This is a genomic window from Chryseobacterium mulctrae, assembly GCF_006175945.1.
In the GTDB taxonomy this organism is placed as follows: Bacteria; Bacteroidota; Bacteroidia; order Flavobacteriales; family Weeksellaceae; genus Chryseobacterium; species Chryseobacterium mulctrae.
In genome coordinates, this window is sequence record NZ_VAJL01000001.1 from 914,024 (window position 1) to 927,026 (window position 13,003).

Consider the following 13,003-nt stretch of genomic DNA (forward strand, 5'->3'; position numbering starts at 1 on the left):
CATTATTAATCAATGACTTAGTAAAAAAAATTATCTACCACGAATTTGCCACAACTCCTTATATTGGTTAAAACATACAAAATCTTAACAAACTAAAATTAATGAGTCATTAGTTTCTACACGCGAATATTAAATATTCTATTAAATCAATAGATTCTTCCTCAATCCATTCATCTTTTGAAATAAGCGAATCAATTACCTCAATCTGCCCAATCGTAAAATGAGACTGGTCAAGTCCTGAAAATTGCTTTTCCTGGCTCCATTTACTTTTGTGATGTTTTACCGTGACTGGTAATTTTTTAGCATTTTTAGGAGGTTCAATGAGTATTATATCTTTTCCTTTTTCTTTAAAAATATTTTTCACCTGGCAATAGATATCTAGGCCGTTATAATCCCAGTCACAAAAATAATAGATGGGCAGGCCCAGCTTATCTGCCGAAATGTCTTGCAGGGGCTTCGTATTATTACCGCCAACGTACCAGAGTTCAATGTTGCTCTTTTTGTATTCAACAGGTACCTTCAGGCAATCCAGATTTTCGCACAGTACGATAACCTGCGGCTCCAGGCAGTCAACGACCCATCTCCATTGATGATTTTTTGGATCATTTTCAGGAAATGCATCTACTTCTAAAAGTTGCAATATCGCTTTCTCCAAAGAAGGCCTGTTCTCGATATACTTTGAGTTTTCTTTTCTAAAAAGCTCCGCTGAAAGCTTTTTTCTGGTGGTCATCCTCTTTTTGATCTCTTGTTTATTGTAAAATACAAATATTAAAGCCTTCAGATCTTGTTCAGTAAAATTTTTCTTACTGTTATTCTCCAGCCCTGATTCCTCAAAAAACTTATTGTAATAGAGAAAAGTTTCCAAAAATTCTTTTTCATAAAAAGGTTTAAACCTACTCGAGGACTCGAGAACTAAGTGATTTCCTTTTTGATATCTTACAAGCTTTTTTTGCGTAAAAATGATCCTTTCAATATAACTGTTGTTCAGTATTTTTAACCTTGTTTTACCACCTACATATAATTCATGGAGGCCTCTTAAATATTTCCACTCTACTGTTCTCATACTGTTCCGTTTTCAAGTAGACCAAATATTGGGACAGGATCATAATTTACCTCATCGTCCTCCACACTATTATGCAGGAGGTAGATATTCTGCTTGGCTGCATCTATCTTATGGGGAGATATTGACATAGAAATAATCTGATAATCATTAGCCTCTGCTATTTTATATAGCATATCAAAGTTTTTGCCCAAACCTGCTGCTTCATCAATGGCCATAAAACGAATTGCATCCTTGTCTTTACTGCCAGATTTTTTGTCAAGTAATGCTAACTTGGCAATACACAAAAGTGCAATTGCAGAATACGTCTGACTGTTACTTCCATCATTTTTCTTTCCGGAACTGTTTACCATTGAAAATTTAAGTCCATAATACGACTTAGGATTTAAGAGATCTTTTATTTTGGGTTTAAGGTTTCGGTCACCGCCCGAGCGGTAATAGGCCTGCTGAAGTTTATCGGTTAAAGAGTGATACTTTTCAAGCTCATTTGTAATCCCTTTCTCCTGTTCAAATAAAGTCTCGTCAGATCCAAGCTCAGCATCTTTTTTAATCTTCTCAACAAAGATTTGCATCCAGTCGGCTGAAAGTGAATTGTCTTTTATCTCAGCCAAGGTAGCCTTGTGACCGCCGGAGATTATTTTCTCATCATCGTTCAGAAAATTCCGAATCTGTCGTGCGATGTTTAACTGGGTACTGACTTCAAGCCAGACATCTTCAATAATCGAAGCCAGTTTATTCAGCTTACGCGAATTCAATTTCTTGTTCTTTAAATTTATATCAGCCAGATACTTTCCTATTTTTTCAATAACATCTTTTTCCAAAATATTTTCATCACTTAGAATTTCGGGAGGTAAGATCTCTGCACACAAAGCCTGAAAATCTCCCGAATCCTCGAATCTTTTGAAATTATTGTTTAAATTTTCCCCTGCAATGACATTATATTTGACGATATATTTATTTTCTGCTGCAGAACAATCTTCACGCAATTGCTCAACCTCCTCATATTGCCTGATCTTGGGAACATAGGTTGAAACAAAGAGTTCCGGACACTTACCATATGCATCATTCCTCTTCGACTTTAATTCATTTATCAGTCGATCCAATTCTTTAATCCTTTCTGAACCAGCATAATTCTTCTCCTGATTTTTGTAAATCCCGAAAAAATCATCATAAAACTCCGCATTATCTGAAGCATCGACCAGATCATTAAGGACAGTAGGCTGCTCTGCAGAATCAAAACGCCATTTACTTTTTATGCCTACAACTTGTTCATCGGATATGGCATCAATGAAAGATTTCTCCAGTTGGGATAGATTGCTTGATAAGGTTATCAACTCACTTTCTTCCTTTTTTAATGTTTTGTAGGAGTTTTCATACTGCATTGCTTTTGCCGGCACTTCACTATCATTCGCCAAATTGAAATGATCGACAAGCTCATCTTTCTTTAACGCAAACAGTTCATGAGACTGTAATTGCACATCCAGCTCCCACTTTGCCCCCCAGGCTTTAACATATTCATCGGCATCTCCAAGTTCTTCAAGAATCCTGTAAAGAACACTTAAATCTGCTAAACTCTTTTCTAAACCCTGTATATCCTTAGCAATGTTACTGGTCTGGACCTCGAAATATTTTTTAATGTCATCTTTGTTTCCGGTATTGAACACAGGTTCAAAATCTTTTGAAATAAATTCAAGAACACCATTGAGATTTAGCCAAAATCCAAGCTCATCTTCGCTATAAACTGGAATCTCCCCGTGAATCAATATCTCCGGCGACGGAAGATATCTGTACAGCTTATCCTGCGGTTGATCGACCCTGATGTCCTGATTCTGGAACATTCTGATGATTCCCTCCTGTCTCTGATTCAAAACACTGTCTGTTTCAAGAGCCCATCTGGCAATAGAAGTGGCTTCATCCAGGTTGTTTAGGGACCGAAGCTTATTTTTAAATTCGATTTCCTGTTGCAATAGGTCACAACTATGCTGAATCTGTACAAGTACTGCTTTTCCCGAATAATTGGCCAGCAGGTTTGTTGATATCTTATTCTTTTGAATCTGCGCTTCAAGTTCATTTATCTTTCGGATATTATCCTTGGATTCCTGATAGCTGTCGTATTTGGCCAGAACCTGTTCGGCAGAAATTTCCAGCTCATCCAGCCAGCGCAAGAAATCACCTCTTTTCTTACGTTTATCGGTCCATTCCTTTGTTAGAACAAGAGCATCCTCAACCCGTTTCTCAATTACAGGTTGCTCTTGTGCTATTTCCTCCATTTTTTTTAAAAGAACAGATTCAAGAAGTGGAAGGAGCCTGGTGCTTTCTTCATATTTTAGTATCAATTCTTCGAGCTCCTTAAATAGACCATCTTGTTGCTGGCCCAGGAAATCATACTCGGCTTCGATATAGTCTTTAAAAAGACGCTCCTTTAAAACCTTCAGATCGAGCAGATCACTGAGTTTCTGCTGCTTAATTTTAAGCTTATCTATTTCCGCGACATTATCCTGAAACTGCTTCTCATCACCCTGCAGCTCCTCAACCGTGGTTTCAAACCTGTTATAAAATTCTTTTTCTTTCTCATCACCGAACAGAAAAGACTGCAAGCTGACACTCTTATCCATATCTAGCGATTCCCGCGAAAAAGCCTGAACAATCCTTGCGTAATTATGCAATGCCTGGTTACTTACCGAAAGATCCAGCGGCAGAATATCATTGTTAAATAAAATCTTATGGTAGGTCTGGGTCCTCTCCCAGCTTTCACAGGTCAGGTTAAAATTATCAATGATATGGTCACGTAATTCATTGATGGGCAAAATGGAATTATCCCGCTGGAATTCAGCAACACCGAGCAGCTGGCCAAACGTTGCCAGCTTCGTATCGGCTTCAAAATTATTCCCCTGCTGAACAATGAACATCTCTGCAGCGCCCGAACTTTCCAGATATATCCCGACGATCACATATTGGTTCTTTTTGAGCTCAAGGCTCAAAAATGCATAGCCCATATCAGTACCCTTTCCCTCCGATCGTAACACCAGAGTCTTAGCCTCTCTGGGACCACTACCTTTGGTGGGAGAATGGAAATAACGGACCCCAACAAAGATCAGCTGAAGTAGATCGGAAATCATACTTTTACCTGCGCCCCCTTCCCCGACAAAATCCGTTCTGAAAGGACCGAACTCATAGTCAAAGTGCTGATGCCTGATGATTCCTAATGTTGACAGTCTTTTTATTCGCGGATAATCTTTCATTTCAGTTCATTTAACGTATTATCAATATCCACAATGTATTCCTCATAAATCTTTATCAACCTATCAAACGCCGGTAGCACGGTGAATTCATCGCCTTCTAAAATCAGCCATCCGATCTTTTTGAACTCGATCAGAGCTGACTGTACCGTGGAATCCAACATCGTGTCATTTACATTGCCGGGACCGATATTTTTTGATTTTGCGATCAGATAATAAATGCCCCTTTTATAATCATCATAGTCGATCCGGATCTTTTCCTTTAGTCTCTGGACAGAGTCGAGCAATAAATCATTGTCAATATATACGATTTTATAAAGTATAAAGCCGATAATCACATATTCGCTTTTAAGGATATTACGGTGCCTGGAGGAAATTTTCCCACGGTCATTTCCATAGAAATCCAAATAAAAATAATTGTCCGGACTCTCGCCCCCCTCACTCAGCCGCACACCAAAAAAATTATGGTAATAATTCACAAGACTTTTTATATTCCGCTGTATATAGGCGAAGTATCTGGTCTGGCTCCCGCTATCCTGAAAATGCACGCCATCCTTCAGTTGATAATCAATTGTGGCAAAAATTTCCCGTGCTTCCTCATCATAGAGGAAATCGAGCATTATGTCCTGATAATTGACATTTTCCATAATCCAATATTTTTATGTTCAGAATCTCTCTGCAGAGTTTTTTCTGTTAACAGTTTAAATTTACCCTCACTGGCATATACCTGCTTTATAACGTTGAACAAAACAGTTACCGCGATCTGGCTGCTCTGGGAATCTCTCAGTATCTCAAAAAAATAGGCTGATAATCTGATCTCGCCTTTTAATTCAAGCTCCGCAAATATCAGTTTCTCCCACTTGCCAATAACTTCCATCTCCCGGATTTCCCTTTTGACCTTTTCTACATTCTCCTGTATGATTTCCTCATTTTGAACATATGTTTTTCTTTCCTTCGGCTTTGGTGGAAATAGCTCCTTATCTCTGCTTACAATAGTAAATTCAGGTGTATCGATGTGCAGTTGTGGTGGCTTAATGTTTCCGGGAAAAACAATATTCCTATTCTCCAAAACACTTTCATTCAGAAGATGGATTATAAATTTCTCAACTTTTGAACTAAACGAAGGCTTATTCAATGTGGAAAATAATTTGCGGACCTTGGGTTGAATACGGTCTAATTTCCGGTCGAGTGAATTGAGCCTGTCATTGATGTATCTCAGGCACGCATGAACCTCCAAGATCAGATCATTGATTACCGGATCAGTAAAATCTATATTATCCAAGGTAGCACGGATATTATTGGTTTCTGAATACGCCGAACGGAGCTCCTGCACATGTGCTTGCGATTGTGACAACCGCTCCTGTGTGGCTACAAGTACATCAATAAAACTATGATCCGAAAAATTCGTCTCATTTTTTAAATCCTCAACGGACAGCACAATCTGACGGTCCAAAAAATCAAGCTGCTCCCTGAGGTCCGGTTCAAATTTTTTAAACGTTTCCTCGAGCCAGAATCTGGGATCATCCGAATTTTTGAGTGTTGAACTCAGATGGGAACATATCTGCTGAATTCTTGTGGGGTTAAATGCGCCCTTCAGCGTATCCTTTGCATGCAAACAGAATTTATTGGCATAATCCTTAAAATAATACTTTTGCTTTTCCTGATCATAATCCAAAAAATATTCCTGAAGATCCATAATATGACCACTGTACACTTCTTTGGGATACCGCATATTGGTCTGATAAATTTCCTCAAATGCCGTATGGATATCTTTTTCGGAGAACTTGTCGTCATCAAATTCCTTATTGACAATTCTCTCATAAAGTATGACAATTGCCATTCCCACCTCTTTTGCGGGAAAAAGAAGCTTATAGGTTTCGTTCTCACTGAGAACACTCACAAAGTTGAAATCAGGTTTTAAATTTTCACTCAAATGGCTACAAAAAGTATTAGTAATAGATTAAAAAAGATGTTCTTAAACAAATATATTAAAAACAAAAAGTAAAGTATTACGGCTATCCATTTTTATTATCAACAAATTTTGAGTAGACACAATATTTAATTGGCTGAAATTTCAACAATTATGATAAGTATGCCGATTTTAACTCTAGAAGTATTAACTCTAAGAAACAATAAACCGTACAATTATGAATTGTATATTTACTTTGCGTATTATACCAATCAATGTTCAATCCCTTGTTAAAAAAATCGAAGGCACTCACCAGTTTTCCGTTTTTGAGTAAGAATTCGATCCAGCTTTTATCAGGTCCCCGTTAAATGTTAATGTGATGTGTAAATCTGATCTAGATACCTGAGGAATTGTTTTTTAGGGAATCTATGATCTACAAAATGATAAAATTTTGAAGCTCACAATTTATATTGGCAATTTCGACTAATTAAATCTTAATTCCTTAATGAAAACTTTAGTTTGATCACCACCTTTAATTCGGAACTGATTATTTAGACCAAAAACAATATGTATTAGGCATCTAGTAGCTATTTTTTTATCCGGTTTCTTTGAATTTGGTTTCCACAGCTCTGCAATAGCCAAAACTAATTTAGAAAATAACTTTCCTAAAAGTCAGCGAAACCCTGCTTTTCCTAGGAAAAGAACGTCCTTTATATACGTCAGTCTTTCTCCCGGCGATACCGTGTGTCCATTTGTAACGGGCTTCCTCAGACATAATCAACAGGCTTCTAGGCTCCAAAAGAAGTGAAACTATATTTTTACTTTCAATATTGATGAAATCCATTAGGCATGTTGACCCTAGACTGAGTGCAAAGATAGTCTCTCCAAAACATGGATGACAGTCAACGTGCCCGGCAATACCCTGTCCTGGGAGATATTCATTAACAATTAACTGATCAAAATTCTGATCAATCAAATTTCTGCGCCGCATTTTATGAACAACAGGATCTACCCATGCCGGGAGATCCCCAAGATACATGGAATAATTCAACGAGCGCGCACGATAATCGTATTTATAACCATAGTGCTGAACACGTCTTTTTAAATCATTCAGCCATGGCTCCCTGTTAATGGACTCCAAAAGATTTTTTTCCTCTGCACCTGTGATAAAATTGGGAATATATCCAAGTCCTCTGATTACACTTAAATCTATCCCTTCATTTATTGATGGGATTTTGTCCATATCATCCGGTAGTGGATTAAATAAATCGTACATTTTTAAGTTAATTCTAAAATTTCAAAGTATACATCCTCGTGTGTCGGACCAAACATGCTGCTCCTTCTGTTATTGTAACTGACCCTTGCAGTAGTCGAAAATATGGGAGGCTCCACATATCTCAGCAGTCGTTTAAAATTGTTATATTTCACATTTTTAGCAGGGTCCGTGCTGTTCTGGAACAGAAGGTAACAAGGTACATCAGGCTTAGATTTTCTAATGTGCATCACATCCTCTGCTAGTTTATTCTCATTAAGACTGTCGCTTGCAAACAGGTAACAGGTATTTATATAAATGCTATTTGCGTTGTCTAGCAGCTCATAGCCCAGTTCTGCAAGATCGGCAAGATAAAACGTCGTACCCTGATCGTTATATGCGCTGTTCTGCATCATGTATTCAGCCTCCTCACGCATCGACCCATAATAATCGACACCAAAATAGTCAAAAGAAACAAGTTCAGCACTATCCGAATAGAGATGGTCTACCAGTGCTATGCCCGAAGTAGCCGGACCACAGCCTACATCAATAAACTTAATCCTGCCGTTTGTCCCATGAAATCGAGCTATATGGTTGAAACGGTCAAACAAATACAAGGAGGAGTAGTAATGTTTGCGCATATTAAAATAACAGTAAAGTTTAACAATATCATTACTGGTCAGATGGCCATATAAATCATCAAAATGTGCCTGCCCAAAATTAATGATCTTTTTCCTGACGGTATACTGGTCATAGCCCAGCAAAATCTCATGCCATTCCGTTCTGGGATGGTTACGGAGATAATCAAGAAACTTATTGTTAAACAGCGCTTCTGTGAAAATAGAAGGCTCATAAATTTTTTTAACTTCATCTTCGATCGCTATCTCTGCGGTAAACTGCTGGCGGTTCTGTTGGTAGATCTCAAGTATAGGATACTGTTGAAGCAAATCAGGATCTTCAAAGAGTTCTTCGAAGGTATGCAGTGCAGCTATTTTGCCTTTTCCCTCAAGTAGAGCAGCAGTCTGCACGTGATAGGTGTATAGATCACGTAGTACGTCATTTTCGTAATCCTCCACCCCATCAGTTATCGCCGATGATAGTTTTTCAAGATACTTCCCAAAAAGCCTACAATGCGATTCCGCATCTCTATACTGCCTATGGTGCATCCATGCCCTGAGTCTATTCTTAAAGATGTTTTCACCAATATGGTTCGAACAGTTCATTACCGAGGCAAGTATATTTGCTCTCTTGAAATAAAAACCCAGTTCTTTGAATAAAAACTGTATTTCCTCGGATCCTTCGGTCTGATCATCAAGCTGCATGGTACTTAAAAGTACCAGAATCTGATTTGCAAGATCCGTATTTCCCCTATTGACATCAAGGTTGATGAACATCAGCTTCAGACTAGCTCTGTTTATGGAGATGTGCCCGATGATCTCCTGTGCGTTCAGCTGAAGAATTGTATCTTGAAAATCCTGCAAAATCATTATCTACTGACTATTTTTTTTTCAAGTTGAATTCTCAGCTGCATTTCCTCCATGTCAATTTTGTCCCTGTTGTCGTACAGGTAACGTAAAAGATCCTTCTTGGCGAAAAAAACACGGTCTAGGAAGTAAGCGGCATCCCCAAGCTCAGTTATGCTCACCGGTAGAATCTTTATTTTTGCTTTATGGCAGAACGTTCCAAATGTTGATGAAAACGGAATCTCCTGTGGAAGAAACGAAATCTGTTCGATAAACTTTTCAAAAGGATCAACGAACGATATACTACTGTAAAGTTTACCGTAAAGAAGTTTTTCAAAAACAGGGAAATTTTCGCCCGGTATTTTCTTTCCTACCTTTTCATCCTCAATATCCTCCCTAATCCTGATAGTCTCAGCTGTAATACCGACCAGACTTTCAAATACAAAACGGTAGACTAGTTCAATAACCACATAATCAAAACGGGTGGACAGCTGGAATTTGATCGGCTGTTTCCCTTTGACCATGGATAAAGCAAGGTTAGAGGAACTAAGTCGCTCCTCACTGTTTCTTAAATTTTTATAACCATAAAAATATCCAAGAACCGCAAATGCATATTCACCGAATGAACGTGAATAAACGGATGCGATATCCCTTCTGGCAACTTCTATTCCGTTAAGATTTCCGTAATTTCTCAGGAAAGCAAATACGTACAGCGGCAATGCCGATTTTTGCTTGGACTCTTCAACTTCCTTTAGCGCCTTTTTCCGTTCAACGTTACTCACAAGTAGTGAAAGAACACGTTTAACAGCTGGCGAATCCTCGCCAGAGGCTTTCAGGATCTTCCCAAAGTCCAAAGTATCTGCATCGGTAAAATTTTCCTCTATCTGAACCCTTGCAAAAAGCCATTTTAAGAGCGATTTGTCAGGTGGACAATTTTCATTGAACAGGTAACTATAAAATTCCGAAATAGTATTTTTCTGTACAATTTCAACTCCGAATCCTTCATCCAGAACCTGCATAGCATAGAAAAAATGTTGAGAAAGACTCCTAAATACTTTGCTCTTATCAACGGTTAAAAGATCATAATTGCGTAAAAAAGCCAAAAGGCCAAGAATTCGGTCGTATTTATCAATTTTTGACTGATAATCTTCACTTCCCTTTTTTTCTAAACTTTTAAAGTTGAACTGCTGCCTGAAAACGACCTCCCTGACAATTATTATGTCCTCAGGAATGAATCCTCCATTGAACAGAAGCGAATCATTGAGAATAGCACTTTTTAGATCATTGCTCTGAACAATTATTTTTTTTATTCTGGTAACTGGCAATGGTACAGCCAAAAGCGCAAAATTATCAAAGACCGTAATATCCTGATTTTCTATCTGTAATACATCTATCTCCAGTAGGATATGATCGCTTGAGGAATGTGATGAACTGTTGGACAGAACAAGAAAGTTTCCGTTCACAGTCTGAATATCGGTAAACGCCCGGTTCTTTACATAACTGGAAGGCATTAGTTGTCCCGAAGTGTAATAATGAAATATATTACCTTTATGGATCTCCACATAAACAGGTTTTGATAGATCAAAATTGATTTTGTCCATTTCCACGTTATTTCGGTCAGTTTTTGATCTCTTATCAGTAGGCCCATAATCTGCTTTATCATTTCGATCGACATCAAAAGAAATACTTCCTTGTAAAAATTCCTTTCGAACTTCCATAGCCCCACTATCTGATAATCCATCTTTGTTCTCCTTGGTTTCAGTTTGTTGCTGCATAGTCAAGAGCTCAGAATTCTGACTTTGCTCATCCTGACCATTGTCAGTCTTGGAGTCCCTAGCGGAGTCATCTACATCATTCTCGGGCCCGTGATTCGTTTCTTGCAGCATGATGGACCTGCCAACATTATCTAACGTCTCTTGTTCAGATTCCACGGATATCTTTTTTTCATCTCTTACCGTCGTTATATCGTGGTCTATTTGTGCCTGACCAGCAACCTGCTCCCCGCCATCGACATTTCTTTCTTCTATATCTGAAGCCTTCTTGTTTTCTTTATCTTTAGGCGAAATAGCCCTCTCCCAAAAGCTTCTGCTATCTTGCGGCTTTTTTGTATCTTTCTTATCAACGGGTTTATTTCTTCTATTTCCTTTAGCCATTTTTAATCTTCCTTTTTTGAATTACTATAAACCCTCCAGGATATCCTGCTGGGCATTTTCATTATAAAAATCCAGTACATCTGGCTTTCTGTTGCATAAAATGAAAATATCATTTCTGGCCCTTGTCACCGCAACATAATAATGACTTCTTGTGGCATAAAATCTGTCGCTTCTGTTCTTAGTTATCATTGCTTTGTTGGAAAGCTCAAATAAAGCCATGATCACGATATCAAATTCTAGACCTTTACATGATTCATAGGTCGTTATGAAAGGTGTCCGGAATTTTCGCTTTAAAACTTCCTCATCCGCAGCACTCATCTCGTTATAATAATACGAAAAGGACTTTTCTACCGGGGCGTCTTCATCACATCTGTAGCCATTGGATATTAGTTCATTTTTTATGGTCTCCACTTCGTTTCCGAAGTGAACTAAGATTCCGATGTTACTGTTTGGATTATTTTCAATAATTTCTATAATTAAATCCATCTGCTTCCCATGGGAAAGTCCGATTCTGATCTCAGGTCGGTTACCAGGTGACAGTTCCGAAGAATCTATATCCTGAACACGGAGATCATCTGGTACAAAATTCTTCGCCAGATCAAATATCTGTCTCGTATTTCTGTAGTTTCCGCCAAGATATTGCTGGTCAGCTCTAAACTGCTTTCGCAGGTTGTCCAGAATGATGTCTTCTACCTCGTCAGGTGGATAAAATTCTCTATAATTCTGCGCCCTGTCAGCTCCTACCGTTACTACTTCTGACAGGTCAAAAGTATTATTGTAAACATTGCCCGGAAGATCCTGACCCTCATCATAAAATAGTTCATCAAACTTTTGCTGACTACGTTTTTTTCGGATATACCTCCGAAAATTCTCACCCATAACATCGCTGTCTTCATCTTCATTGAAATAAGCGACGTTGTCCTTATGCCACTGATAAAATGTTGACAGCCTATTTTTGACAATATCATCAATCTGATCTTCATTAAGCTCACCAAAAAGTTCCTCGGCACTTGCTTTTAACATTCCTCTTATCGTATAGATCAGTGTCCGGTTAAAGGTAAAAAGCATAATCTCCTGCTCCTCACCGATAGCCCTTAAAAACCTAAAAATGGTAACAACTGTCTTACCGCTGCCCGGTCCTCCCGTTACCAACACAGAGTGTCTTGGATTGTAGGCCAGTTACTGATCGTTATATAGCGCAGTTATGGCAGGTAATGAAAATCTGAATTCTGGCATAGTTATCTTATTTTTTTTTGTTTATGCCTTCCCTAAACCAACAATCAACATCGTCCAGCAGCTTAAAGGCATACCACTGCCGGCTGCAATCATCATTGCACCTACCGCTAGTTTCCCAAGAAGAGGCACCAAATCTAAAGAACAGTCCTGTTTGCACCCAAACTGGGCATCGGACTGTTTTGTCCACATTATTTTGTCCTGAGCAAATTTACTTCTTTTTCTTTATAGAACAGTAGTCCAAATTGATTATAATGATGTGTAAAATGACAGTTGTGAAATATCACCCATTCACTAAAGTTCAGCTCACCCATTATGGGATTTACAGGGTATACCTCTGGATTCTTTCTGAAATACTCCCTGAATTCCCCCAGCTCTACATTCAATTCTCCAATGGCATCTGCCAATGTTGAACACTTTAGTAATAAAAGCATGTCTTTGGGCAGAACAGGGTGCTTAAAGTCTTTTGGCATATATTTTTTTTAATAACCATTTTCCTTTACTAGACTCTCCTGTTCACTCGTATAATAGCTTGTCTGTGGCTCATTTCCGTTGGAAAATCTTCCAAAAAGTGAAAGATGCTCGATCATGTGCTGAGGCGTCATTGTTCCGAAATTAGGTTTCTGTTCCCCACTAAGTTTGTTAAGCATTTCGTCCAGAAAAGCATGTTCTTAAATATTGATCATTTTTACGT

The 13,003-nt window shown here is 38.3% G+C and carries 10 protein-coding genes; all 10 read right to left on the bottom strand.

Translation table 11 applies throughout. The features are described from left to right. Window positions 1-109 precede the first annotated feature (109 nt). Window positions 110-1,063 carry a hypothetical protein gene (locus tag FDY99_RS04000; RefSeq protein ID WP_139419355.1) on the bottom strand — a complete coding sequence of 318 codons (954 nt, stop codon included), beginning with the start codon at window positions 1,061-1,063 and terminating at the stop codon, window positions 110-112. Then, a complete protein-coding gene (locus FDY99_RS04005; protein ID WP_139419356.1) occupies window positions 1,060-4,302 on the bottom strand; it encodes a DNA repair protein Rad50 in 3,243 nt (1,080 codons plus the stop codon). The genes FDY99_RS04000 and FDY99_RS04005 overlap by 4 nt, the downstream gene beginning before the upstream one ends. Then, window positions 4,299-4,946, bottom strand: coding sequence for a condensin complex protein MksE (locus FDY99_RS04010; protein WP_139419358.1), 648 nt, complete (start codon window positions 4,944-4,946; stop codon window positions 4,299-4,301). Before FDY99_RS04010 ends, FDY99_RS04005 begins: the two co-directional genes overlap by 4 nt. After that, window positions 4,919-6,199: a hypothetical protein gene (locus tag FDY99_RS04015; RefSeq protein WP_228448732.1), complete on the bottom strand. Its 1,281-nt coding sequence runs from the start codon at window positions 6,197-6,199 to the stop codon at window positions 4,919-4,921. The genes FDY99_RS04010 and FDY99_RS04015 overlap by 28 nt, the downstream gene beginning before the upstream one ends. 658 nt (window positions 6,200-6,857) lie before the next feature. Continuing rightward, window positions 6,858-7,484: an alpha-ketoglutarate-dependent dioxygenase AlkB gene (locus FDY99_RS04020; protein ID WP_228448733.1), complete on the bottom strand. Its 627-nt coding sequence runs from the start codon at window positions 7,482-7,484 to the stop codon at window positions 6,858-6,860. A gap of 2 nt (window positions 7,485-7,486) precedes the next feature. Next, window positions 7,487-8,947, bottom strand: coding sequence for a class I SAM-dependent methyltransferase (locus tag FDY99_RS04025; protein WP_139419362.1), 1,461 nt, complete (start codon window positions 8,945-8,947; stop codon window positions 7,487-7,489). Beyond that, window positions 8,947-11,076, bottom strand: a complete 2,130-nt coding sequence (locus tag FDY99_RS04030; RefSeq protein WP_139419364.1) for a hypothetical protein — start codon at window positions 11,074-11,076, stop codon at window positions 8,947-8,949. The genes FDY99_RS04025 and FDY99_RS04030 overlap by 1 nt, the downstream gene beginning before the upstream one ends. A 24-nt stretch (window positions 11,077-11,100) precedes the next feature. Continuing rightward, a complete protein-coding gene (locus tag FDY99_RS04035) occupies window positions 11,101-12,231 on the bottom strand; it encodes a 3'-5' exonuclease (protein ID WP_228448734.1) in 1,131 nt (376 codons plus the stop codon). A 269-nt stretch (window positions 12,232-12,500) separates the two neighbouring features. Then, complete coding sequence (locus tag FDY99_RS04040; RefSeq protein WP_139419368.1) at window positions 12,501-12,782, bottom strand: hypothetical protein; 282 nt, start codon at window positions 12,780-12,782, stop codon at window positions 12,501-12,503. A gap of 9 nt (window positions 12,783-12,791) precedes the next feature. After that, window positions 12,792-12,959, bottom strand: coding sequence for a hypothetical protein (locus tag FDY99_RS22905; protein WP_162304136.1), 168 nt, complete (start codon window positions 12,957-12,959; stop codon window positions 12,792-12,794). Between the last annotated feature and the right edge of the window lie 44 nt (window positions 12,960-13,003).

What these genes read in the sequence shown, in the direction of transcription:
- FDY99_RS22905 (WP_162304136.1), bottom strand. Translation starts at nt 12,959, where the DNA reads ATGCTTAACAAACTTAGTGGGGAACAGAAACCTAATTTCGGAACAATG.
- FDY99_RS04020 (WP_228448733.1), bottom strand. Translation starts at nt 7,484, where the DNA reads ATGTACGATTTATTTAATCCACTACCGGATGATATGGACAAAATCCCA.
- FDY99_RS04000 (WP_139419355.1), bottom strand. Translation starts at nt 1,063, where the DNA reads ATGAGAACAGTAGAGTGGAAATATTTAAGAGGCCTCCATGAATTATAT.
- FDY99_RS04030 (WP_139419364.1), bottom strand. Translation starts at nt 11,076, where the DNA reads ATGGCTAAAGGAAATAGAAGAAATAAACCCGTTGATAAGAAAGATACA.
- FDY99_RS04025 (WP_139419362.1), bottom strand. Translation starts at nt 8,947, where the DNA reads ATGATTTTGCAGGATTTTCAAGATACAATTCTTCAGCTGAACGCACAG.
- FDY99_RS04010 (WP_139419358.1), bottom strand. Translation starts at nt 4,946, where the DNA reads ATGGAAAATGTCAATTATCAGGACATAATGCTCGATTTCCTCTATGAT.
- FDY99_RS04040 (WP_139419368.1), bottom strand. Translation starts at nt 12,782, where the DNA reads ATGCCAAAAGACTTTAAGCACCCTGTTCTGCCCAAAGACATGCTTTTA.
- FDY99_RS04005 (WP_139419356.1), bottom strand. Translation starts at nt 4,302, where the DNA reads ATGAAAGATTATCCGCGAATAAAAAGACTGTCAACATTAGGAATCATC.